The following is a 24,052-nucleotide window of genomic DNA, read 5'->3' as shown; positions in this document are numbered from 1 at the left end:
ACACATGAACGATATCTCCGCCCTCGTCGCCAGCACCCGCGCCACCTTGGAGCGCATCGCCGCCGAATACTCGCCGGCGGTGTTCGCCTCCAGCCTGGCCGCCGAAGACATGGTCCTGACCGATCTGATTCTCAAGGCGAACCTGCCGATCGGGATCTTCTCGCTCGAAACCGGCCGCCTGCACCCGGAAACGCTGGCGGTGCTGGCCCAGGTCAAGGACACCTACGGCTACGACATCGCGCTGTACAAACCGCAGCCGGATGCGGTGGACGCCTACGTGTCGCAGCACGGCCTGAACGCCTTTTACGAGAGCGTGGACATGCGGCGCGAGTGCTGCCGCATCCGCAAGGTCGAACCCTTGGGACGCGCCCTGGCCGGCAACAAGGCCTGGGTCACGGGCCAGCGCCGCGCGCAATCGAGCACGCGCGCGCAGCTCGACATCCAGGAAGACGACGCCGCGCACGGCATGGTCAAGTTCAATCCCCTGGCCGACTGGTCGGAGACCGATGTGTGGAACTACATCCGCGACAACGGCGTGCCGTACAACGCGCTGCACGACCAGGGCTTTCCCTCGATCGGCTGCGCACCGTGCACGCGCGCCGTGGAGCCGGGTGAAGACGTACGCGCCGGACGCTGGTGGTGGGAAAACCCGGACTCCAAGGAATGCGGCCTGCACCTGGTCGATGGTAAACTGATCCGCATTAAATCCGTGGCTGCGTAAAGCGCCTGCTTGCGCGCCACCATAAGAAAACATAGGCCTCGCCACCATGACTACACTGACCGATACCCCGCGCGTGCTGACCGACGTCAACGCGCGCCACCTGGATGCGCTCGAATCGGAAGCGATCCACATCCTGCGCGAAGTCGCCGCCGAATGCGCCAACCCCGCCCTGCTGTTCTCGGGCGGAAAAGACTCGGTCGTGCTGCTGCGCCTCGCCGAAAAAGCCTTCCGGCCGGGTAAATTCCCGTTCCCGCTGGTGCACATCGACACCGGCCACAATTTCGCCGAAGTGATCACCTTCCGCGACGCCCGCGTGGCGGAACTGGGTGAACGCCTGATCGTCGGTTCGGTCGAAGACTCGATCAAGCGCGGCACCGTGCGCCTGCGTAATCCACAGACCGACTCGCGCAACGCGGCCCAGGCGGTGACCTTGCTGGAGACGATCGCCGAACACAAATTCGACGCCTGCATCGGTGGCGCCCGCCGCGACGAAGAAAAGGCGCGCGCCAAGGAACGCATCTTCTCCTTCCGCGACGAATTCGGGCAGTGGGACCCCAAGGCGCAGCGCCCGGAATTGTGGGACCTGTATAACACCCGCGTGCACCCGGGCGAAAACATGCGCGTGTTCCCGATCTCGAACTGGACCGAACTCGATGTATGGCTCTACATCCAGCGCGAAAAACTGGCGCTGCCGCCGATCTACTTCGCGCACGAGCGCCAGGTCATTCCGCGCAACGGCTTGCTGGTGCCGCTGACCGACCTGACGCCGGCGCGCGAAGGCGAGACCGTCGAAACCCAGGTGGTGCGTTTCCGCACCGTGGGCGACATTTCGTGCACCTGCCCTGTTTCGTCGGACGCATCGACGGTCGAAGCGATCATCGCCGAAACCGCCATTACCCAGATCACCGAACGCGGCGCCACCCGGATGGACGACCAGACCTCCGAAGCCTCGATGGAAAAACGCAAGAAAGCAGGATACTTCTGATGAACGCCCGTATTGACACCACTACTAAAAGCCAAAATGGCGAACGCCCGGACGCGGTATCGGGTCTGCTGCGTTTCATCACCGCCGGCTCGGTCGACGATGGCAAAAGCACCCTGATCGGGCGCCTGCTGTTCGACAGCAAAGGCATCTTCGCCGACCAGCTGGATGCCATGTCGCGCTCGAAGCACAAGCGCACCGTGGGCGACGCCGTCGACCTGTCGCTGCTGACCGACGGCCTGGAAGCCGAACGCGAACAGGGCATCACCATCGACGTGGCTTACCGCTACTTCGCCACGCCCAAGCGCAAATTCATCATCGCCGACACCCCGGGCCACGAGCAGTACACCCGCAACATGGTCACCGGCGCTTCGACTGCCGACGCGGTGATCATTTTGATCGACGTTTCCAAGGTCAAGCTGCGCGAAGATGGCGGCGTGGATCTGCTGATCCAGACCAAGCGCCATTCGACCATCGCCCACCTGCTGCAGATCGAGCACGTGGTCGTCGCCGTCAACAAGATGGACCTGGTGAACTACGACCAGTCCGTGTACGACCGCATCGTCAAGGCGTACAAGGAGTTCGCAGCGACACTGGGGCTGAAGGACATCACGCCGATTCCGCTGTCGGCCCTGACCGGCGACAACGTGGTCGAACCGAGCGAAAAAATGGGCTGGTACCAGGGTCCGACCCTCATTTCGCTGCTCGAATCGCTGTCAGTCTACGACGAATCGCACGCGGCGCCGTTCCGCTTCCCGGTCCAGCTGGTGGCGCGCCACAACGGCCACGAAGCGAATGACTTCCGTGGATACATGGGTCGCATCGAAGCGGGCAAGGTCAGCGTGGGCGACAAGCTGGTGGTGCAGCCATCGGGCCAGAGCGCCACCGTCAAGGATATCCTCACCCTGGAAGGCTCGCACCAGTCGGCCGTCGTGGGCCAGTCGATCACCCTGCTGCTCAATGAATATCTCGACATCTCGCGCGGCGACCTGCTGGCCGGCGCCGACCAGCCAGCGACGCTGCTCAAGACGCTCAAGGCGGACGTGTGCTGGATGTCGGACGAACCGCTCGACATGCGCCGCAGGTACTGGATCAAGCATGGCACCAAGCAGACCTCGGCCAAGATCACCGGCATCGACACCCTGCTCGACATCAATACCCAGCAGCGCCATGCGGCCGACGGGCTGAAACTGAACGACATCGCCCGCATCGGCGTGACCGTGCAGCAGCCACTGGCCGCCGACGCCTATGCCGACATCCGCGCAACGGGCGCCTTCATTTTGATCGATGAAGTGACGCACCAGACGGTTGCCGCTGGTATGATCCGGCTGGACGCGTAAGTCATCAACGCCAGCAAAAGGAACACAGTATGTCAGCACTCGGAAAAGTCTATCTGATCGGCGCCGGCCCCGGCGCCCAGGATCTCATCACCCTGCGCGGCGCGCGCCTGTTGGCGCAGGCCGACGTGGTGCTGCACGATGCCTTGGTAACCGACGAGATGCTGGCACTGTGTCCGCAGGCGGTGAAGATCGCGGTCGGCAAACGCTGCGGCCAATTGTCGACGGCGCAAGCCTTCATCAACAAGCAGCTGGTCGACAGCGCGCACAAATACGCGCTGGTGGTGCGCCTGAAAGGCGGCGATCCGATGCTGTTCGGACGCGCCGATGAAGAACTGCGCGCGCTGGAAGAAGCCGGCATCGAGGTCGACGTGGTGCCTGGCATTACCACTGCGGTGGCGGCAGCAGCGGCGACCAAACAGCCACTGACCAAGCGTGGCGTGGCGCGCAGCGTGGCGTTTTTCACGTCCAGCACCGCGCCCGAGCATGGCGACATGACGGTGGTTCCCGATTCCGACACACTGGTGCAGTACATGGGTGGGCGCGAGGCGATCGTGACGGCCCGGCGCCTGCTGGACCAGGGCCGCCGGCCGGAGACGCCGGTGGTAGTGATCGAGAATTGCAGTCGTCCGGAGCAGCGCATCATGCGCCTGACCCTGGCGACCCTGGCGCACGGCCTCGGACCGGCGCATGGCCCGGTGCTGGTGATGCTGGGCGAGGCCATGAGGCTGCGCGACAGCCAGCCCATCGATACCGGGCAAGGCAGCGAGGCGCTGCCAGACGGCGCGCAGTTAAGCGCTTAAGCGCGTACCGGCCGACGCCTGTTGCGCGTTGCCCATCTGGTCATGCGCTTCGATTTCCCATTGAAGTTTATCGGCGGCCGCGTAGGTTTTTTCCGCGATGGCCGCCAGGCGCGCGAACGCGCGCTGCAAGCGTGGTGAGCTGCGCGGCCCGCTCAGGGCGGACAGCTGGCAGCGCACCGTGCGGATATCTTCCTTGAGTCCCCGCAGCGCTTCGCGCAGGCTGGCGTCGGCGTCGAGCGGTTCGTCGAGCCGGCCCTCGTTCATGCGCTTGCGCAGGATGTCGATTTTGACTCCCATTCCCGCGAGGCGGTCGGCCAGGCGGTCCAGACGCAGCGCTGTGCGGCGTTCCTGGGCCAGGGAGAGTAGCGAATTGCGGCCGCGCCTGGCGATCTGGGAAACTTCGCGGAGCAGCAGTTTCAGTGTGGCACTGAGCATGATAGGCACCTGAGAAAGAAGAGAGAATCAAGAAATTTTGAGCGCAAATGCCGCCTCAGTCAAACCCCTGCACACGCCAGGAACTGATCCAGAACAAACCAACGGTAGATTTGTCAGCCACCAGCTCCAAGCTCGTCGTTCCCGCCAGCTACCCCGTCGTTTCCGCCAGCTACCCCGTCGTTCCCGCCTGCGCGGGAACGACGGACTTCGGCGAAATCTAGAGTTTCAACGCCTTCGCCACATCCTCCCAACTCACGTACTTGAAGTTTTGCGGCCCATCCGGCATGCGCTTATACCCATCCTGAATCACCAGCATGCCCTGCGCATAAGGACCACCCAGGTTCTTCGACGTCACATCCAGCCCGTCGGTGTCGGAGGTGCCATCGATCCCTTCTGCCACGTTGAAGCCCACCTTGAAGCGCCCGCGCACCTTGTACGGCGCCGCCGCGTCGAGCACGACATAACTGCTGTCGCCCTGGCTCGACACGATCAGATAAGCGCCCTTTGCGCCTTCGTAGAGCGCCATGCCCTCCACATCGGCGTGCAGGTCACGCCCCACGGCGAGCACCATCTTGCGCGCCGCCGGCTGATCGGCGCGCGCCGCCAGGGTCCACACGCCACGCTTTTCCTCGCCGATGAACAGGCGCTCGTTGCGGTCGTCGGCAACGCAGCCTTCCGGCTGGCTGTCCACCTTGAACTCGCGCGCCAGCTTGCCGCTCCACCGGCCGCCACTGCTCGCAATGCGGAACTGGCGGAACGCCCCGCCCTTGTCGTTGACGATCACGTCCAGCCCACCACTGCGCGGCTGGAACAGGCAGATGCCATACACCTCGGAAAAGCCGGTCGCAAAGCGCGCCAGCTCGGCCACCTTGCCGTCGGCGTCGACACCGAACAGCACCACGCTGTTGTCGTCGCGCTGGCTGGCCACGGCCAGGTCGAGCACCTTGCCGTCCATGTTCACGCCCTGGCGCAGGTCGACGTTGTTCAGGCGGCCCACGTCGAGAAACTGCTGCTGCCTTCCCTGCAAGTCGTACACCATCAAGCCCTGCTTCTTGTTCGTGCCCAGCACGCGCGAGCGCGTCGCATCCCCCGGATGGACCCAGATCGCCGGATCGTCCGCCACGTCGCCCAGGCGCGCCACCGGCATCGTCTGGGCGCGCGGCTCGACCACCACCGCCGGAGAAGCCGCCGCCCCCGCAGGCAGGCGCGCACCGGCCTTGAGCAGCCGGCGCGCCGGCATCGCCTCGCTGTTGGCTTCATAGGCCCAGGTGCCGATGCCCTCCTCGTTCGCATACAGCGTGTGCCGGGCGTCGTCGACCCTGCACTGGCCGGCGTCGAACGGCATGCTCAGTTTGCCCACCAGTTGCGGGGTGGCGCCGTGCATCAGCCATTGCTCGGCCTGACCATCCCTGGCGGCGACGAACAGGAAGTCGAGTCCCTGCTGGTCGCGGAACAGGCACAGTCCTTCGACCCCGAACGGTTGTTGCGGCAGGGGCGCAAGGCGCGTCAGTTCAGCGCGTTGGATATCGACGCGGATCGGCAGAGCGTGCTGGGTGTCCGCGTCGAGCACCACGGCGATGCCGCTGCCGCTGGTGGTGCGGGCGTCGAGCTGCCTGGCGCGCATGGGCAGGCGCGCCAGCTCCTTGCCGGCGGCGTCGGTCAGCTGCAAGGCGTGCTTGTCGAGCGCAAGCCAGCCGCCACCATCAAGCGCGATGCGGTCCGCCGACTGGGCCGCCGTGCTGGCGAGGATGCATAGCCAGGCGGCTGCGCGGGTAAGGTGTTTTTGCATGGTCATATCAGAAAAAATTCGCTTTCAGGCTCAATTTGAACGTGCGTCCGTACTGTTCATACTGGACGTTATACGGCTTCGTGCCCTGGTACACATAATAAGTTTCATTATTCAGGTTGATGCCCTCGAAGACCAGCTGCACACGCTTGTTGATCTGGTAGCCGAGCGAAAAATCCACCTGGTGCTGGGCGTCGACATAGCGGTCCTGCGACGCATCGAGCAGGTCGGCGCCGACTTCGAGCAGATAAGCCGACTTGTGATTAAGCGCCAGGCGCGTGCTCACAGGGCCGCTTTCGTAACCGAGCATCAGATTGACGATCTGCTTCGACTGCCCCGGCAGGCGGATCTGGCGCGTCAGCTGGCCGCCGCTGGCCTTGTCGAAGCGGCCGATGGTGGCCTTGGCATCGTTAACACTGGCATTGGCGCCGACCAGCAAGCCATTCCACGGCGCCGGCAGCATGCGCAGCGACTGCGAGTACGACAGTTCGATCCCGTTCACCCGCGCCTTGTCGCCGTTGGCGTAGCTGGTGGCGGTGGTATAGCCGGCCCAGGCCCCGCTGCCGGCGAGGTCGGTGGTGTAGGTGAAGTTCTTGATGTCCTTCGAGTACAGATAGGCCGACAGCGCACCGTCGGCGCCCAGCATGCGTTCGATGCCAAGATCGACATTCGCCGCTTTCAGGGGTTTGAGGTCCGGGTTGCCGCTCACCGCTTCGGTATTGCTGGCCAGGCTGATGCCGGGCGCCAGCTGGCTGAAGTTCGCACGCACGACGGCGTTGGTCCAGGCGGCGCGCACGCTGGTATCTTTGTCGATATCGAAGCGCGCCTGCAGGTTGGGCAGCCAGTTCGCGTAAGCGTTGGTGCGCGAGACTGCCTGCAAACCCGTGCCCGACACCTGCTGGCCGCGCGCCGCGAAGCTGGTGCGCTCGTGGCGCACGCCGGCCAGCAGGCGCCAGTTGCCGACGTCGGCGCCGGCCTGCACGTAGGCGCTGTCGATGTCTTCGTCCATCGAAAAGTCGTTCAGGCTCGATTCCGCCACCAGCCGCGCGCCGGCCCGGTCCAGCCCCGCCACGCGCGAGCGGATCAGCGCCGGATCGAGGCCCGGCCCGAGATTGGCGAACGGGTAGTCCAGCGCACCTTGCGTGAAGCCGCTCATCGACACGCTGCCCGCGCCCCAGTAATTGCCGCTGCCCGCCTGGTTGCTGGTGTAGCCCCACTGCTCGGTGTCGTTCTCCTTGGTGCGGCGGCTGGCCTTGAGGCCGCCCTTGATGTCGGCCGCAAATTCGCCCAGCGCCAGGCGGCGGCCCAGGTCCAGCTTGAGGTGGCGCTCGGCGTCCGTGCTGTCGCGCGCCTGCAGGGTGATGCCCTGCAGGTTGTAGCTGGCCGGGTCGGCCAGGCTGGCGGGTCCTGCCAGGCGTGGCACCCCGCTGCCGGCAAAGCGCAGGCCGGCCACGTTGGCGCTGGCGCGAAAGCGGCCATCGTTGATGCTTTCCGGCGTGTCTTCGGTGGCGCGGCTGGCGCCGCCCGATGCGGCCAGCTTCCAGTCGCCGACGCGAAGTTCGCCGCCGACGACGGCGGAACTGATCTGCTGCGTGTATTTGCGCTGGCGCAGGCGGCGTTCGGCGCGCGCGGTGAATGCGCTGTCGGGGGACGCGGCGCCGCCGGCGATGTTACTGACCGACAGGCGGTCACGCACTTCCTCGTCCGAAAAGCGGCTGAGAAACGTGTGCAGATAGAGCGACTGGCCGGCCTGCGGGCGGTAATCGACGTTCAGCGCCAGCGCATTGCGTTCGCGCTCGGGCAAGTAGTCGCGCAGTTCGAGGCCGGACAGCTTGCCCTTGTTCCAGGCACCACCCGTTTCCACGTTATCGGAACCGAACTTGCGGCGCTCGCCGCTGATGCCGGCGGCCACGCCCAGCTTCCCGTCCAGGAAACGGTCGGCCCACAAGGCGCCGGCGTTCGGGCTGGTCTTGCCGGTGTTCTGGTCGCGGCTCGCTCCTGCCTGGAACGACAGTGCCGTGCCGGGCAAGTCGAAGGCCGACAGCGACTTGACGTCGACCGAGCCGCCCAGCGAGTTGGCATCCTGCTCCGGCATCAGGGTTTTGCTCACCTCCAGCGAGCGAATCAGGCCGGCCGGCAGCACGTCGAGTGCGACCGCGCGGCGGCCCGCTTCCGGCGATGGCACCGAGGCGCCGTTGATGGTGACGGCGTTGTAATCGGGCCCCATGCCGCGCACCACGATGTAGCGCCCTTCGCCCTGGTCGCGCTGCACCGCCACGCCGGGCAGGCGGGCCAGCGCCTCGGCCGCGTTCTTGTCGGGTAGGCCGCCGATATCATCGCTGCTGACGATGCTGACGATATTGTCGGCCTTCTGCTGGGCCGCCAGCGCGCGCTTCATGCTGGAACGCTGGCCGGCGATGACGACGGTGTCAAACGCGATGGCGCTGGCCTCGCTGCTGCCGGCGGCGCTGTCGGCGCCGTGCGCGATGCCGCCGCACAGTTGCAGGATGCCGAAGGCAATCAGTGACCGCCGCGCAAGCCTGCCCGCTACCCCGCGCTGACGCCGTTGTTGTATGTCGCTATTCATAGTGTGGCCGTTGGATGGGTGAGAAACAGGGCGAAGTCTAGAGGCCGAATATGTCCATCTCGTGACACGGCGCCCGCCGCCACCGGCGCTACGGCCTTTTAGCACCGCATATGCGCTGAAATGACCCGGGCGTTTGCGGGCCGCCGCCCGGCGTGGTGCGCCCGGTGAGCCGATCGGACTGGCGCCGCTGCGCTGTTTGCACCCCCGCCTGTCATCGTCCTGTCACGCGCGCGGGCTAGTATCGGAACGTATCACCCTCATGCAAGGCGTTGGCCTTTCACCCATGCTCCACTCACACCGCTCTCCGCTCATCCTGGCCCTGCTGGCCCTTGTCGCCTGCTGCTTCCTGTATGCGTTCGCCGGGGTGCCCAAACCGCCCGCCGACTGGAAGTGGATCGATATCGCCAGCGAGGCGAGCATCGCCCTCATGGCCGGCGTGTGGTTCGTGCTGGTCCTGAGCAGCCGCCCGCCCGGACGCGTGACGGCGCTGCTGGCAGCCGGCCTGGCGGGCCTGATGCTGGGCGCCTGCGCCGACTGCCTCGACGAGTTTTTCAGCGTGCCCAAAGGCCAGCTGTGGAACCACGTGATCGAGAGCGGCCTGACCCTGGCCGGCATGGCCGCCCTCACCTGCGGCCTGCTCGACTGGCGCCGCGAACAGTTCATGCTCAACGAGCACCTGCACAAGCGCGAGCGCCTGTTCCGCGATCACCGCTCGTTCGACCCCCTTACTCAAGTGGGCGATGCCGACTACCTGCGCGCCCAGCTGCGCATCGAGCACGAACGCGGCACCGGCCCCGATTGCTGCCTGCTGATGGTCGATATCGACAGCTTCCACCTGATTAACCGCGCCCACGGCCAGCGCGAAGGCGACCGCCTGCTGCAAGCCGTCACCCACACCCTTCTGCTGAACCTGCGCCGCACCGACCTGCTGTGCCGCTATGCGGGCGACCGCTTCGCGATCCTGCTGCCGGCAACCGATGCCGATACCGCGCGCACGCTGGCCGAGCAGTTGCGGCGCGCCGTGGCGACGCTGCGCCATCACACCCACGGCGGCGGCGAGGCGCTGCAAGTGACGGTGCGCTACGCGCTGCGCCATGTCGACATCGAGCCGCGCCAGCTGCTCAAGGAAATCAACCGCGCGCTGGAACGGCGCATGCCTCAGCCGGCGTCCGCCGCGGAGGATGCCAGCAGCTTCGCCGCGCCCGCGTGAGCCGCTTCCTGCAAGCGGGCGACGCCTGCATCGTGGCGCAGCACCAGCCCGCGCTGGTGCTCGACTACGCGCGCAGCCGCGAGCTGGCGCCGCGCGCGATCCTGGCCGGCACCGGCATGGACGACGTGCAGGCACCCGATGCGCAGCACGCCATCAGCCCCACCGAATACCTGCAATTGCTGGCCAACGTCGCCACCAGTCTGAAAAGCCCGGAAACGAGCTTCATGCTGGGCCAGCAGATGCTGCCCGGGCACTTCGGCGCGCTCAGCCACGCGCTGACGCACGCGCACAGCCTGCGCGAAGCGATCGCGCTGCTGGTGCGCTTCCAGATGCAGCTATGCCCCTTGCTGGCGCCGCGCTTTCGCGAGGAAGGCGGGCTCGGTGTGCTGTACTGGAGCGACAGTTTCGGCGCCGGCCAGCAGCGCGCATTTTTGGTCGAGCTGCACATGACGGCCATGTCGGCGATGTGCCGCTGGCTGGGCGGCGCGCGCCTGCCGTGGCGCTACTGCTTCAACCGCACGCCGCCGCGCTATACCGAGCAGCACGAGGTGCACCTGGGCGGGCAGCTGCGCTTTCACTGCCATCTCGACGCCATGCTGATCGACGCGGCCTGGCTCGACCGCCCCTGGCCGCGCGCGAATGCGATGGCGGCGGCGGTGGCGCTACGCAGCGTCGATGCGGCGCACGCCGGCGCCAGCCAGCGCAGCCTGCTGTGCGCCCTCTACGATTACCTGCTGGAGCACATCCGCAGCGCGCCCACGCTGGAACAGTGCGCGCTCCAGTTCGGCGTCAGTCCGGCCACCCTGAAACGCCACCTGGCGCGCCACGGCAGCCACTTCCAGGCCGAACTCGACCAGGTGCGCGCGCACGTCGCCCTGCACCTGTTCCACGGCGGGCGGCACGACAACGATGCGGTCGCGCGCCACTTGGGTTTTCACGACGCCAACAACTTCCGCCGCTCCTTCAAACGCTGGACCGGCATGACGCCCATGCTGTTGCGGCAAAGCCTGGACGCTTACCGCTTGCAATCGGGAGATACATCGGCCATAATCTAAATGAGAATTGTTCTCATTCACTGAAAGGCAGCGATGAATACCACCCAACAACCCGTGCGCGCGATCCCGGCGCCTGTCGCACCTGCGCTTCCGCTGCGCGTCAACAGCCAGGAACTACTGCGCCAGGGCAAGTCGATCCAGATTGAACACGACGGCAAGATCTATGAATTGCGGGTCACCCGGCTCAACAAGCTGATCCTGACCGCCTGAACCACCAACCCCCAGCCAGCCAGCGTTGCACGCGCAAGCCAGCCCCCCCTTTTGACAGGAGCAACGCAATGGCTATCGACATGGCAGGTCCCGCATTTACCGCATCGGCCAGCGCGCCGCCCCAGCCCGAACTGCTCGTGTCCGCCGCGCTGCACCTGATGTCCCACTACAGCGCCAATGCGTCCCAGGCCGGGCCGTGCCTGAAGCTGGCGTCCGTGATCGAGCGCCATCTCAAGGCGCTGGCCAGCCATGGCGACCTCAATCCGGTGCTGCGCGCGACCTGCCAGCAATTGTCGGAGCAGTGGGCCGCCGTGGTCGACCAGGCGCTCCCGCGCCCGTCGCGCCCGACCCTGTTCAAGCGCTTCGTGGGCGGCACGCGCCAATAGTCCCACGCGGCGACCAGGCCGGCAAAGCCGCGGATGCGCGCGGCATCGGCCAGGGTCGCCGTCCGGTCGGACCGGTACGTTCGCGCGAGCGTCCCCCGACTACGAAAGGTGGCGGGCAGCGCCACCGGCGCGCCGCAATGTAGCGAATTTCCTGGCGCGCCGCATGGCCATCGCCGCCAATTCAGCCACCATGCATGAAAACGTTTTCAAAGCCGCCCAAGCTGTGTACACTCTGGGCGGCTGTTTATTTCGTGGGTCGTTCCAGTTATGGTAATCTCGCGGTGACAGCCGTCCCGCCCCCTACCAGGACCCATCCCTTGACAGACCACGACAACGCTGCCCCCCCTTCCACCCTGATCGACGTCGCGCGTCACGCCGGCGTCTCGCCCAGTACCGTATCGCGCATCCTCAACGGCACCGCCAAAGTTTCGGACGACAAGCGCGCCGCTGTCATGGCCGCGATCGAAAAGATGCACTTTGCGCCGAACCAGATGGCACAGGGCCTCAAGAAGGGGCGCTCAATGACCATCGGGATCGTGGTGCAGGATATTTCGAGCCCGTTTTTCGACGAGACCCTGCGTGGCGTCGACGATGGCTTGAAGGGCACCGGCTACGCATCGGTGATCGTGAGCGGCCACTGGAACGCGGTCGAAGAAACGGAACGTATCCGCCTTCTGCTCGCGCGCAAGGTCGACGGCATCATCCTGCTGTCCGGCCACCTGGGCGACGACACCATTTTGCAGTTTGCGAACCAGCGCCCGATCGTCTCCACCGGGCGCGAACTGCGCACCAAAAGCGCGCTCGGGTTCAAGCTCGATAATGAAAACGGCGCCTTCATGGCGGTGCGCCACCTGGTCGAACTGGGACACCGGCGCATCGCCTTCGTCACCGGGCCGTCGCACCACCGCGATGCCGACGAACGCCTGATCGGCTACAAGCGCGCGCTGAAGGAATCCGATATCGAGTACGACGCCAACCTGGTGGTCGGCGGCGACTTCCACGAATCCGGCGGCCTGCTGGCGGTGAACCATCTGTTCGAGACCAACCAGCAGTTCACGGCGGTGTTTGCGGCCAATGACCTGAGTGCGTATGGGGTGAGATTGTGCCTGTACCGCAAGGGGATCCGGGTACCGGACGACATTTCGCTGGTCGGCTTCGATGATTTGCCGGGGTCCTCGTACACCACGCCGCCGCTGACCACGATCCGCCAGCCTTTGTACGACATGGGCCGCATCGCCACCAATGCCCTGCTGGCACTGATCAACGGCGAACCGGTCATGGCGCAGATTCCGCCGCTCGAACTGGTGGTGCGCGAAACCACGCGCCGGGTGCGCTGACGCCGGGTTAAAGCTTACAGCTGCGCCACGCAGAAATCGGTCATCGCAGCCAGCACGCTCGCATCTTCCCCGACCGCGCCCGACACCGTGATGTCCAGGCCCGGATGATCGAGGCGCAACTGCGCGACGATCAGCGGCAGGTCGCGCAGCAAATGCCCGCCCTGCCCCAGGAATACCGGCACCACCGTCACCGCCGTGACGCCCTGCGCGGCCAGTTCGGCCACGCGCTCGGGCAGGCGCGGCTCCATCAGTTCGAGGAAGGCCAGCGACACCGCTACGCTTGGTACGCGCGCCTGGGTCAGTTCGCGCAAGCGCTCGAAGGGCGCCGCCCAGGTGGCGGCGCGGGCGCCGTGGGCAAACAGGATCAGGGCGCGGGTCATCAGTGTCTTTCCACCCACCATAGCGCCGCAAGGGCCAATAGCAGGAACAGCAAGCTCGGGGCGATCGCCACCAGGATGGCCGGCATGGCACTGAGCCGGCCGACGCTGGCGAACAGGTTATTGATCAAAATGAAGCCGACCCCGATCATGATGCCAACGAAAATCTTGAGACTCACGCCGCCGCTGCGGGTGTGCAGGTAGGCGAACGGCAGCGCCAGCGCCATCAGCACGAAAATGGCCAGCGGATCGAACAGCTTTTTCCAGAACGCGATCTTGAAACGCTCGGTCTCCTGCTTGTTTTCGGACAGGTGGCGCGTGTAGATGGCCAGTTCGGTGGCCGACATGCGCACCGGGTCCGAGGCCGAGACCGAAATGATCTTCGGCGTGATCTCGGACACCAGGTCCAAGCTGGGCAGCTTGCGGGTGGTGACCACGCTGGTCTCCTGGCCGAACATGCTTTGCGCGCTGGCGCCGGCGGCGGGTTTGCCGCCCGGCGGGGGCAACTCGCGCGTATTGGCGAAGCGCGTTTCCGTCACGTCTTCCAGGCGCCAGGTGCTGTTGCCGGTGAAGACGGCGCGCGCGGCGGTGATCAGGGAGCGCATGCGGAAGTTGGTATCGAACTCGTACAGCCGCACATCGAGCATCTGGCCGTCGGTGCGGAACTGGCGCACGTTGAAAAAGCGCGAGCCGGTGACGCTGCCCTTGGTGCCCTCGGTGCGCACGATATCCTTGGTCCACATCCCGGAACGGAATTCCTGCGACACGGTGGCGCCGCGCGCGCTGAGCTTGAGCTTTTCCGCCAGCGGCGCGGTGCGCGGCGCAATCAGTTCGCCGAACACAAAGGTGATGAGGACGAACACGATGCCGATCTTGAACAGCATCCACGCCGCCATCTGGGTCGACATGCTCGACGCCCGCATGATGGTGAACTCGGAGCTCGACGCGAACTGCGCCATCGTGTAGATGGTGCCGATCAGGGTCGCCACCGGCATCACCTCGTACACGTGGAAGGGCACGCGCAGCAGCACGTATAAAAAGGCGTGCTGGATCGCATAGCCTTCCTTACCCACCGACGGCAGTTCGCCGGTCAGGTCCATGAAGGCGCTCAGCGCCAGGAAGGCGACCAGCACGAAGGCGACGGCCTGCGCGATCGAGACCGCGAAATAGCGTTGAAGGATTTTCATTTTGCGCCTCCCTTCGGCGCGCAGCGCCCGATGCCGCCGCGCTTGAGCGCAGCCCACAGCACCAGCGGGTGATAGCGATGGTTGACGTTCAGGCGCCAGGCGAACATGCCGACGGTGAGAACCGCCACCACCAGGTGCAGCGGCCACCAGGCCATGTAGAAATCGGACTTGCCCTGGCGGACATTGGCTTCGGCCAGCTTGGTCAGGTTAATGTAGGTGAAGAAGATCAGCAGCGCGATGATCAGGTTGGCCGCGCTGCCGGCGCGCGGATTGACGAAGCCGAGCGGAATGGCCAGCAGGATCAGGAGCAGGCAGGTGATCGGCGCGGCGATGCGGTACAGCAGTTCGGACTGGGTAAAGCGGTTGGGCGTGGCCAGCAGCTCGCTGGTGGACATGGCGTCGGACGAGACATCGCCCCCCATCGCCGCGCTCTTGGCCGCCACGCGCATGCTGTAGCGGCCGAACTCCATCGATTGAAAATCGGCCTGTCCCGGCACCCCCTGGTAGCGCCGTCCGTTCTTGAGCACCAGGAACTGGCCGCCCTTGCCGTCGGACTCGATCACGCCTTCCTTGGCGACGATGACGGAGTTGATGTTCTTCTCGATGGTGTTGACGAACACATTCTGCACCACGGTCGATTCGCCGGTGACGCCTTCGACGAAAAACACGCGGTTGCTGGACGCCGATTCCTTGAACTGGCCGGGCGAGACTTTTTTCAGGTCTTCGCGCTTTTCGAAACGCTGGACGAATTCGGTGCTTTTCATCTTGGCCCAGGGTGTCACGAACAGGCTCAGGGCGCCGGTCAGGATCATCATGGGAATGCCGAAGGTGAGGATGGGACGGATCCAGCGCGTGAGCGACAGGCCCGATGCGAACCAGACCACCATTTCGGAATCGCGGTAGCTGCGCGTGACCACCGCCAGTACCGAAATAAAGCTGGTGAGAGTCAGGATAGTTGGCAGATAATTCAGTGTTGCGAAGGCGATCAATGCCAGCACGTCGCTCGACGCCACCTTTCCGCCTGCGGCCTTGCCGAGGATGGCGATCAGGGTCCACGTGGCGACGATGGAAAACAGCACCGTGAAAGTCGTCCCGGCCGAACTGGCTAATTCACGTTGCAGGGCGCGTTGAAAGATCATTCGAAAGTTATAATCACAGGTTAGGCAGTGCGCGTCACAAACACGAAACGGAGATTCAAATGGACTTTAGCATAAAAGCATTCGACACAAAGAACACCATCACGTCGGCCAAAACCGGATGCGTCGCGGTTGCGGTATTCGAAAACAAAAAACTGTCGCAGGCTGCAAAAGCCCTCGACCAGGGTGGTGAAATCACGGCTGCGCTCAAGTCCGGCGACATTACCGGCAAGGCTGGTTCGACCCTGCTGTTGCGTGGCATTTCCGGCACCGGCGCGGCGCGCGTACTGCTGGTCGGACTGGGCAACGACGAGACGGTCAGCGAAAAAAGCTTCACTTCCGCAGTGAACGCGACGCTCAAGGCTTTCGCCTCGCTCGGCGCCGCGGACGCCATTATCGCACTACCCATGACGGATGTGAAAGAGCGCGACGTTTCCTGGGCCGTGCGCACCATCGTCTGCGCCGCCCACGAGAGCGTTTTCCGCACCGACGGCCAGAAAAGCAAGAAGGACCCCGCCCCAGCCGGCGTGCGCAAGATCACCCTGGCCGCCGACGCCACGTCCGACGTCAAGACCGCACTGGCGCAGGCGATTGCCATCGCCAACGGCATGGACCTGACCAAGCAACTGGGCAACCTGTCGGCCAACGTCTGCACCCCGACCTACCTGGCCAACACGGCGCGCAAGCTGGCCAAGGACTACAAGTTCGACGTCGAAGTCCTGGACCGCAAGCAGCTCGAAGCGCTGAAAATGGGCAGCTTCCTGTCGGTCACCAACGGCAGCGAAGAAGCCCCCAAGTTCATCGTCCTCAAGCACATGGGCGGCAAGGCCAAGGATGCGCCGGTGGTATTGGTCGGCAAGGGCATCACCTTCGACACGGGCGGCATTTCGATCAAGGCCGGTCCCGGCATGGATGAAATGAAGTACGACATGTGCGGCGCCGCGTCGGTGCTGGGTACCTTCCGCGCGATCGGCGAAATGGGCCTGAAACTGAACGTGATCGGCGTGATCGCCGCGTGCGAGAACATGCCGTCGGGCCGTGCCACCAAGCCGGGCGATATCGTCACGTCGATGAACGGCCTGACCATCGAAGTGCTCAATACCGACGCCGAAGGCCGCCTGGTGCTGTGCGATGCGCTGACCTACTGCGAGCGTTTCAACCCGGCCGCCGTGATCGACATCGCGACCCTGACCGGTGCCTGCGTGGTGGCACTGGGCCATCACAATACGGGCCTGTTCACGCGCTCCGACGACGCGCACGAGAAGCTGGCGGGCGAACTGCTGGCCGCCGGCAAGGCAGCGAGCGACACCGCATGGCGCCTGCCGATCGAAGACATCTACAACGAGCAGCTCAAGTCCAACTTCGCGGACCTGGCCAACATCGGCACGCCGGGCGGCGCCAGCGTGACGGCGGCCTGCTTCCTGGAGAACTTCACGCGCAAATACACCTGGGCCCACCTGGACATCGCCGGCACGGCATGGAAATCGGGCGGCGCAAAGGGCGCCACCGGCCGTCCGGTACCGCTGCTGTCGACCTTCCTGATTAATCGGGTTTAAGCGCGCGTGTAAGCGCAACATCGAAGGATGAAAAAAGCGGCCTCGCGGGCCGCATTTTTTTTGATCGCGCTCTAGTGCAGCGCGCTGCCGGCTGTCTCCGGCGGGTCGTTCTGATAATCGCGCGCGCCGGTGCGGCGCATCAGCACCGTCAGCGTCTCGGGATAATCGAAACCGGCGCCGGTGCGTTTGTCGAGCAGATAACCGAGGCCCGCGGTCAGCACCGCATTGCCCACGGTGGCGCTGGCATTGGCCCTGGACGCGACCACATCCTGGCCGGCGCTCGCGCCATCCTTTTTACAATCGACGAACAGGTTACCCGCGCTCTTTTGCACGGTCACGTGGCCGGGCGAGGTGACGAACCAGCGGCCCTTGTCGTTGGTCAGCACGCAGCCGGCACCGCCGATTTCGCGGTTGTCGGCGATGGTGCGCACCATCAGTGTCTGCTGGTTCGATTCGCTGATCGTCGCGCAGCCGCCAAGGGCGGCCAGCAGCGCCAGCGCGCCTGTCCGTAAAAAAGTCGCCATCATCTCCATCCAAAATAGGTCTTCACCCTGTTTACGGCAGCTGCCCAGGGTTCCTGAATACTAAATTGAATACTACCCGATGAATGCTATTTGACCGGAATCGGCTGGTTGGCCGGCACCGGGACAGCGGTCACGCTGTTTTTCGGGCTGCCATCGATCAGGCGGTCCGAATACACAAGATAGACCAGCGCATTACGCTTGGCGTCGACCATGCGCACCACGCGCACGTGCTTGAAAAAGATCGAAGCGCGCTCGCTGAAAACTTCATCCTGGCGCGGGATCTTGCCGTTGAACGTGATGGGGCCGACCTGGCGGCACGCCACCGACGATTCGGCCTTGTCTTCGGCCAGGCCCACGGCACCCTTGATGCCGCCGGTCTTGGCGCGCGACAGGTAGCAGCTCACGCCGCCGACTGCCGGGTCGTCGAACACTTCGACCACGACCTTGTGGTCAGGGCCAATCAGCTTGAAAGCGGTATCGACCGAGCCCACGGTTTCCGCAGCGGCGCCGGCGGCGACAGCGGACAGCGCGAGACTGAGTGCGAGTCGGATCATTCGCATAGTTTTATTCCTGGAGGTGGGTGCTGGGGGTAGCTGCCGCGGTGTCGGGCAAGACTAGGAAACCGGCGCAAAGCGCGGCACAAGGATGCCGTCGACATCGACCAGCTGGAAAAACACGTCTTTCGGCCGCGTCCATATAGAACCGTCCGCTGCGCGATACACGATCATCTCGGAGAGATCCGATTCAAGAGTGGCCACGCACACTAAGTCGTACAGGCCACCCTTGTAGTGCCGGAATTGCATCAACTCTCTGTCTTGTCTTCAGCCAGAGCTTTCTGCTTCTTCTTCAAGCCCTGGATCACCTTGAGGACACCTTCGATACCAGCGGTATCGTCGAGGTCGCTAAAAGCGTCGAGGACTTCATTCAGAACCCGGTTGCGCACTGCGGTTTCATCCGACGCTGGTGCGCTTGCGCGTACCGGTTCGGCCGACTCTTTCGAGGCGGCTTTTTGCGCCGAATATTTCGCTGTCGCCGCGGCAGTTTTGCCGTGCGCCAGCGCCGCTTGCCAGATTACCCAGCGACGTTGTGTTTCAAACACGAGATACTCATCGGGCTTATCTTCGCGGCGTCGAACGATATGACCATCGCGCTGCGCCCATGCTTCAAATGCACTTCGCATTTTAATCCTTTACAAATGCTGTCTTCGCATTTCTCCACTAATCAAAACACAATTGTTTTAACTAGTACCACCTTGCCGTTTGTGTCATTGAAACCGCCACAAACATTAAGGGCGTGTAACTCTTCACGTAACGGATTCGGACCGTTGGTTCTCACCACCACCGCCCCGATAAACTACATATTACTCCGTGCGTTATAAGAATGCAATTTTTTATTCCCCGTGAGTAACAATAGACCAAAATCGTTGTTTTGTCTTCCTGTTGTTACATCTAATTACATCTTGCGAGTGGTTAAATCTCGGGGACAACAAAGTTTAACATCTCCACGGTATTTTTTCGATAAAAGTGTTGATAACACAAGCGTATGCTAGCTGCATGAACGGCCGTTTTGGGCAACTGAGCGCATGTTCTTGCATGAACGGCACATTTACCGCGATACTGCGTGTTTTTAGCGTCAACGGCCTTGCGAGAACTCCCATGAAAATAGCTACCTGGAATGTTAATTCCCTCAAAGTACGACTTGCTCACCTACTGCAATGGCTTGAAGCAAATCCAGTCGACGTACTTTGCCTACAAGAGACAAAACTGACGGACGATAAGTTCCCAATTTCCGAAATTAATGCAGCCGGGTACGAAGTAGCCTTCAGCGGGCAGAAAACCTATAACGGCGTGGCGATCTTGTCGAAACTACCGTTGACTGATGTCGTACGCAACAACCCTCTGTTTCCCGACGAGCAGCAGCGGATACTGGCGGCGACAATCGGCGGGGTCCGCTTTATCTGCGCCTACGTGCCCAATGGGCAGGCGGTCGATACCGACAAATATGCGTACAAGCTGGCATGGCTGGCCTCGCTGCGCGATTGGCTGGCCGATGAAATGCGCGCGCACGCCGGCGGCGGCCTGGCCATCCTGGGCGACTACAACATCGCGCCGGAAGACCGCGACGTGCACGACCCGGCCGCCTGGGCGGGCCAGGTGCTGTGTTCGGACAAGGAGCGGGCGGCGCTGACGGCGCTGGTGGACTTGGGACTGACCGACGCGTTCCGTTTGTTCGAGCAAGCCGACAAATCGTTCAGCTGGTGGGATTACCGGCAGCTCGGTTACCAAAAAAACAAAGGTCTGCGGATCGACCACATCTTGCTGTCTGACGCCTTGGCCAAGCGCTGCACCGCGTGCGCGATCGACCGCGTGCCCCGCAAATGGGAACAGCCATCCGACCACGCCCCCGTCATCGCCACGCTCGGCTGATCGGCAAGGCAAGCGCACAACCGGGGTCTGACCTCTGACTCGCAACTTTTTTCACAACCGGGGTCTGACCTCTCACAACCGGGGTCTGACCTCTGACTCGCAACTTTTTTGTTGCAAAAAAACCCAAACAGCAGGTCCTGCAAGTTTTCCCTGGCGCTCAGCGATGTTTCGCCCGGGGAGCGCCAGCCGTATTGTTCGCCGCCCCGGCTTTCCCTTGGTGAAACGAAAATATTTCTAATCAGAGGTCAGACCCCGGTTGTAGGAGTCGACGAGGGCAGTTGCATCCAAAGTCCGAACCGTGTCGTAGGACTAGTTACGGGTGAGGTGGGTGCGGGCTTGTTCGGCGGCGCTGGGTTGGGCGAACAGGTAGCCCTGGGCGTACTGGCAGCCATGGGCGCTCAGCAGGGCGTACTGGGCTTCCGTTTCGACACCTTCCGCTACCACCGATAGCTGCAGGCTGTTCGACAGCGCCATGATGGCCGCGACAATCGCGCGGTCTTCAGCACTTTCCTCCAGATCCTTGATGAAGGCACGGTCGATCTTGATCTTCTTGACCGGAAAGCGCTTCAGGTAGGCCAGGCTCGAATAGCCGGTGCCGAAATCGTCGATCGACAGGCGGATACCCATGGCGTTGATCTGCCCCAGAATCTCCAGCGTCTGTTCGCCATGCTGCATCAGCGCCGTTTCGGTGATTTCGAATTCGATCAGCGCCGGATCGATCCCGGTTTCGTCGAGCACGCGCCGGATCGACTCGATCAGCCCCCGGTGCATGAACTGGCGCGGCGACAAATTGACCGCCAGCGGCACCGCCGCCATCCCCTGCCGCTGCCACGCCATGCTTTGCTGGCACGCGCGCCGCATCACCCATTCGCCAATCGGTACGATCAGGCCATTTTCTTCGATGATGGGGATGAAGTGGTCCGGCAGCACCAGGCCGTGCCCCGGACGGCGCCAGCGCAGCAGCACTTCCATGGTGTGCACGCGGCGCGTGCCGATATCGATAATCGGCTGGTAGAACAACTCGAATTCTTCCTGCGCCAGCGCGCCGCGCAGCGCACTTTCAAGCTCGAAGTGCTGCGCCGCCGCGAGGTTCATGCGCTCGGTGAAGTACTGGTAGTTGTTGCGGCCATTGGCCTTGGCGTGATACATGGCCGCATCGGCATGCCGCATCAGGGTTGCGACGTCGTCGCCATCGTCGGGATACATGCAGATGCCGATCGATGGCGTGATGTGCAGCAGGCGTCCGTCGAACGGAAACGGCAGCGCCAGCACGGCGATGATCTTCTCGGCCACCTGGGTGCTTTCGGCCTGGCTGTCGATGCCCGGCACCAGCACCACGAATTCGTCGCCGCCGAGGCGCGCCACGGTGTCGCTGCCGCGCACCGCATTGCACAGGCGCCCGGCCACTTCCTTGAGCAGGCGGTCGCCCATCAGGTGGCCCAGCGAATCGTTGATGGTCTTGAAGCGGTCCAGGTCGATGAACATGACGGCCAGCTTGCCGCCGGAGCGGTTCACGCCCAGCATCGCATGGTCCAGCCGGTCCGACAGCAAGGCGCGGTTGGGCAGGCCGGTCAGGCTGTCGTGATAGGCCATGTGGTTGACCCTCGCCTCGGCCTGGCGCCGTTCGACGATCTCGCCCTGCAGCAGGGCATTGGCGCCAGCCAGTTCGGCGGTACGCTCCAGCACCCGCACTTCCAGTTCGTCGCGCGCGCGCAGCACCGCTTCGCCGGCCTCGCGCCGCGCGGTCACGTCGTCGACCAGCCACACCGAGCGTCCGCTCGCATGCGCCAGGTCGAACGGACGCCCCGACAGGCGCGCCCAGAACGTGCTGCCATCCTTGCGCACCAGCCGGTACTCGGCCATGTGGACCCGCCCCTCGCGAAAGTCGCGCGCGGTCTCGCCACGGGCCAGCTCCCAACTGGCGCAGTCGGGGTACAGCTCGCGCACCGAGAGCCCCGCCACTTCGCCCGGACTATAGCCGAACAGTTCTTCCATTTTGGCGTTGCAGCGCAGGTTCATGCCGTGTTCGACCACCGCGATGCCGAGCACCGCGCTGTCGAGAATGGCCTGGTTTTCCAGCAGCGCGTTGCGCAACGATTCCTCGGCGCGCTTGGCGTCGGTGCGGTCTTCGATGATCCAGATCGTGCCCTGCCCCGGTTCGGCCGGATTGACGACATAGGCGATCAGCTGCGCCCACAGGATGCTGCCGTCCTTGCGCGCCATCTCGACTTCGGTATGAAACGGCTTGCCCACCGAGAGCAGCGGCCCGGCCGCCGCGCCGATGGCGGCATACGCTTCGTCGCTGGGGTACAGCGCGCGGCCAGGCAGGCCGAGGCCCTCGTTGCCGGTGTAGCCGAACATGTCGGCAAAGCCGCGGTTGTAGCGTGTGATGATGCGGTTCTTGGTGAACAGGATGCTGACCGAGGCGTTGGTCATGATGGCCTGCACCTCGACCAGGGTCTGGCGCGCTTCGGTCACGTCTTCGAGAATCCAGATGGTCCCTTCTTCGCGCCGTTCGGCGTCGACCGTCTGCGCGCGCACGCGGCACCAGAACAGGGTGCCGTCGCGCTGGCGGAACTGGTATTCGGTCTTCTCGAACGGCAGCCCGTTGCCGAGCAGCGGCCCGGCTTCGCGCCCGAACTGTGCGTACGCTTCGGGCGACGGGAACACGTCCACCGCCGGGCGCCCGATCATTTCGTCGCGCGCGTAGCCGAACATGTCGGCCATGCGCGGGTTACAGGACAACATGATGCCGTTGCGGCTGAACAGGATGCCGACCGAGGCATTGTCCAGAATCGCCTTCTGCTCCAGCAGCACCTGGCGGGTCGCTTCCTCGGCCGCCTTTTGCGCGCTGCGGTCGTCCACGATCCAGATGGTGTCCTGCTTGCCGCGCCCGGCGTTGATGGCGTAGATGTAGGCGTGCGCCCAGAAGGTGCTGCCGTCCTGGCGCAGCATCTCGATGTCGGACTGGTAGGGGCGGCCGGCGCGCAGCAGCGGCTGCGCCTCGCGCTGCATGGCCTCGTGGCCGGCCGCGGAGACGAACAGTTCGGCGGCACCGTGGCCGAGCCCCGTCTCGCCGGCAAAGCCGAAGTAGCGGCCGAACTGCTGGTTGTAGCGCAGGATGCGGTTGTCGCGCTGGAAGGCGATGCCCAGCGGGGCGTTGTCCATGATCGCCTGCATTTCGAGCAGGGCGCGGCGCAGGCGCGTTTCGTTCTGGTGCAGTTCGTCGATGTCTTCGACGATCCAGATGGTGCCGTGCGACTCGTCGCGCGGGTCGACCGCGCGCCCGTACAGGCGGCACCAGAGCAGCACGCCGTCCTTGCGGCGCAGGCGCACTTCGCCGGCGTAGGAGCCGCCGGCGGCGAGCCGGGGACCGGCCTCGCTGCTCATTTGCTCGTAGCTGCGCGCGCTGGGGAAAACGGTGACGCTGGCCGCGCCGATCAGGTCATCGGCGGTGTAGCCGAAGATTTCGGCGGCGCGGATATTGCATTCGCAGATCACCCGGTTCTTGCTGAGGATGATGCCGACGGCGGCGTTCTCGAGAATCGCCTTCTGTTCGAGCAGCGTGGTGCGCAGCGCGGCCTGGTCGCGGTCGAAGCGGCGGATATCGGTGAACACGAAGGTGGCGCCGCCGGCCGCCAGCGCCTTGGCCAGCACCTGGACCGCGATATCGTTGCCGCCGGCGTGCAGCGCGCTTTCCCACAGCTGGTCGGCAGCGCCGCGCATGCGCAGCGCGGCGTCCTCGCGCATGGCGGGGGCGAAAAGACCGACCAGGGACTGGCCCGACGGATCGATGCCGAGCAGGCCGCACAAGGCGGCGTTGCAGGCGGAGACGATGCCATGCGCGTCGCAGGCACAGGCGGGCGACGCGATCAGCTGCAGCGCTTCAGCGACGAAATCAGGTTTGGTGAATACGCGATCCATGTCCCCCACTACGGCATCAATCCGGCGCCTCCGTGGCGGGCAGCGGACAGCCGATCATAAACCACAATTGGGC

General features: G+C 64.3%; 22 protein-coding genes. 11 read left to right on the top strand and 11 right to left on the bottom strand.

Annotation, left to right across the window (positions count from 1 at the left end):
• Positions 1-4: 4 nt before the first annotated feature.
• The 4 genes from F2P44_RS04890 to cobA are packed head-to-tail and all read left to right on the top strand — an operon-like array spanning position 5 to position 3,843.
• Entirely contained in the window at positions 5-721 is a 717-nt protein-coding gene (locus tag F2P44_RS04890) for a phosphoadenylyl-sulfate reductase (protein ID WP_229423382.1), read from the top strand.
• A gap of 46 nt (positions 722-767) precedes the next feature.
• Complete coding sequence (cysD, locus tag F2P44_RS04885) at positions 768-1,706, top strand: sulfate adenylyltransferase subunit CysD (RefSeq protein WP_167085547.1); 939 nt, start codon at positions 768-770, stop codon at positions 1,704-1,706.
• Positions 1,706-3,043, top strand: a complete 1,338-nt coding sequence (locus F2P44_RS04880) for a sulfate adenylyltransferase subunit 1 (RefSeq protein WP_229423381.1) — start codon at positions 1,706-1,708, stop codon at positions 3,041-3,043. Before cysD ends, F2P44_RS04880 begins: the two co-directional genes overlap by 1 nt.
• 29 nt (positions 3,044-3,072) lie before the next feature.
• Positions 3,073-3,843: a uroporphyrinogen-III C-methyltransferase gene (cobA, locus tag F2P44_RS04875; protein ID WP_167085545.1), complete on the top strand. Its 771-nt coding sequence runs from the start codon at positions 3,073-3,075 to the stop codon at positions 3,841-3,843.
• Here cobA and F2P44_RS04870 read toward each other — a convergent pair.
• The 3 genes from F2P44_RS04870 to F2P44_RS04860 form a co-directional block, all read right to left on the bottom strand.
• Positions 3,832-4,278, bottom strand: a complete 447-nt coding sequence (locus F2P44_RS04870) for a hypothetical protein (RefSeq protein WP_167085543.1) — start codon at positions 4,276-4,278, stop codon at positions 3,832-3,834. The genes cobA and F2P44_RS04870 overlap by 12 nt on opposite strands.
• 217 nt (positions 4,279-4,495) lie before the next feature.
• Positions 4,496-6,067: a phytase gene (locus tag F2P44_RS04865; RefSeq protein WP_229423380.1), complete on the bottom strand. Its 1,572-nt coding sequence runs from the start codon at positions 6,065-6,067 to the stop codon at positions 4,496-4,498.
• A gap of 7 nt (positions 6,068-6,074) precedes the next feature.
• Complete coding sequence (locus F2P44_RS04860; protein WP_167085539.1) at positions 6,075-8,651, bottom strand: TonB-dependent receptor; 2,577 nt, start codon at positions 8,649-8,651, stop codon at positions 6,075-6,077.
• Between the two features lie 283 nt (positions 8,652-8,934).
• On the opposite strand from F2P44_RS04860, the gene F2P44_RS04855 reads away from it, so the two are divergent.
• From F2P44_RS04855 to F2P44_RS04835, 5 genes are all read left to right on the top strand, one after another.
• On the top strand, positions 8,935-9,861 hold the full coding sequence (locus F2P44_RS04855; protein ID WP_167085537.1) for a GGDEF domain-containing protein: 927 nt from the start codon (positions 8,935-8,937) through the stop codon (positions 9,859-9,861).
• A complete protein-coding gene (locus tag F2P44_RS04850) occupies positions 9,858-10,916 on the top strand; it encodes an AraC family transcriptional regulator (protein WP_167085535.1) in 1,059 nt (352 codons plus the stop codon). The genes F2P44_RS04855 and F2P44_RS04850 overlap by 4 nt, the downstream gene beginning before the upstream one ends.
• Before the next feature lie 33 nt (positions 10,917-10,949).
• Positions 10,950-11,126 (top strand): hemin uptake protein HemP, encoded by a 177-nt coding sequence (gene hemP, locus F2P44_RS04845; protein WP_099881501.1) that lies wholly within the window; start codon positions 10,950-10,952, stop codon positions 11,124-11,126.
• A gap of 68 nt (positions 11,127-11,194) precedes the next feature.
• Complete coding sequence (locus tag F2P44_RS04840; protein ID WP_167085534.1) at positions 11,195-11,512, top strand: hypothetical protein; 318 nt, start codon at positions 11,195-11,197, stop codon at positions 11,510-11,512.
• 317 nt (positions 11,513-11,829) lie between these two features.
• Complete coding sequence (locus F2P44_RS04835; protein ID WP_229423379.1) at positions 11,830-12,849, top strand: LacI family DNA-binding transcriptional regulator; 1,020 nt, start codon at positions 11,830-11,832, stop codon at positions 12,847-12,849.
• A gap of 14 nt (positions 12,850-12,863) precedes the next feature.
• Here F2P44_RS04835 and F2P44_RS04830 read toward each other — a convergent pair whose 3' ends face one another.
• From F2P44_RS04830 to lptF, 3 genes are read right to left on the bottom strand one after another with little or no spacing between them, the layout of a single operon-like run.
• Positions 12,864-13,229 carry a sirohydrochlorin chelatase gene (locus tag F2P44_RS04830; RefSeq protein ID WP_167085530.1) on the bottom strand — a complete coding sequence of 122 codons (366 nt, stop codon included), beginning with the start codon at positions 13,227-13,229 and terminating at the stop codon, positions 12,864-12,866.
• Positions 13,229-14,413: an LPS export ABC transporter permease LptG gene (gene lptG / locus F2P44_RS04825; RefSeq protein WP_167085528.1), complete on the bottom strand. Its 1,185-nt coding sequence runs from the start codon at positions 14,411-14,413 to the stop codon at positions 13,229-13,231. Before lptG ends, F2P44_RS04830 begins: the two co-directional genes overlap by 1 nt.
• A complete protein-coding gene (gene lptF / locus F2P44_RS04820; RefSeq protein ID WP_167085526.1) occupies positions 14,410-15,552 on the bottom strand; it encodes an LPS export ABC transporter permease LptF in 1,143 nt (380 codons plus the stop codon). The genes lptG and lptF overlap by 4 nt, the downstream gene beginning before the upstream one ends.
• 59 nt (positions 15,553-15,611) lie before the next feature.
• On the opposite strand from lptF, the gene F2P44_RS04815 reads away from it, so the two are divergent.
• Positions 15,612-17,105, top strand: coding sequence for a leucyl aminopeptidase (locus F2P44_RS04815; RefSeq protein ID WP_167085525.1), 1,494 nt, complete (start codon positions 15,612-15,614; stop codon positions 17,103-17,105).
• Between the two features lie 71 nt (positions 17,106-17,176).
• Here the strand turns inward: F2P44_RS04815 and F2P44_RS04810 are convergent, their stop codons facing one another.
• The 4 genes from F2P44_RS04810 to F2P44_RS04795 all read right to left on the bottom strand — a co-directional run bounded on the left by F2P44_RS04810 (position 17,177) and on the right by F2P44_RS04795 (position 18,809).
• The gene (locus tag F2P44_RS04810; protein ID WP_167085523.1) at positions 17,177-17,629 is read right to left on the bottom strand and encodes a hypothetical protein; all 453 of its coding nucleotides are present in this window, start codon (positions 17,627-17,629) and stop codon (positions 17,177-17,179) included.
• Between the two features lie 86 nt (positions 17,630-17,715).
• Complete coding sequence (locus tag F2P44_RS04805; protein WP_370662636.1) at positions 17,716-18,183, bottom strand: CreA family protein; 468 nt, start codon at positions 18,181-18,183, stop codon at positions 17,716-17,718.
• A 60-nt stretch (positions 18,184-18,243) separates the two neighbouring features.
• The gene (locus tag F2P44_RS04800; RefSeq protein WP_167085519.1) at positions 18,244-18,432 is read right to left on the bottom strand and encodes a DUF1653 domain-containing protein; all 189 of its coding nucleotides are present in this window, start codon (positions 18,430-18,432) and stop codon (positions 18,244-18,246) included.
• Positions 18,432-18,809: a phiTE_015 family protein gene (locus tag F2P44_RS04795; protein WP_054267055.1), complete on the bottom strand. Its 378-nt coding sequence runs from the start codon at positions 18,807-18,809 to the stop codon at positions 18,432-18,434. Before F2P44_RS04795 ends, F2P44_RS04800 begins: the two co-directional genes overlap by 1 nt.
• 475 nt (positions 18,810-19,284) lie before the next feature.
• Here F2P44_RS04795 and xth point away from each other — a divergent pair, with 475 nt between their 5' ends.
• Positions 19,285-20,055 (top strand): exodeoxyribonuclease III, encoded by a 771-nt coding sequence (gene xth / locus F2P44_RS04790; protein ID WP_167085518.1) that lies wholly within the window; start codon positions 19,285-19,287, stop codon positions 20,053-20,055.
• Positions 20,056-20,364: 309 nt separating this feature from the next.
• On the opposite strand, the gene F2P44_RS04785 is transcribed toward xth, so the two are convergent.
• Entirely contained in the window at positions 20,365-23,979 is a 3,615-nt protein-coding gene (locus tag F2P44_RS04785; protein WP_167085516.1) for a bifunctional diguanylate cyclase/phosphodiesterase, read from the bottom strand.
• Positions 23,980-24,052 lie beyond the last annotated feature (73 nt).

This window comes from Massilia frigida (genome assembly GCF_011682175.1).
Classification (GTDB): domain Bacteria; phylum Pseudomonadota; class Gammaproteobacteria; order Burkholderiales; family Burkholderiaceae_D; genus Telluria_A; species Telluria_A frigida.
The sequence above is the reverse complement of the archived record's forward strand: the minus strand, read 5'-3'. Positions and strand labels throughout refer to the sequence as shown.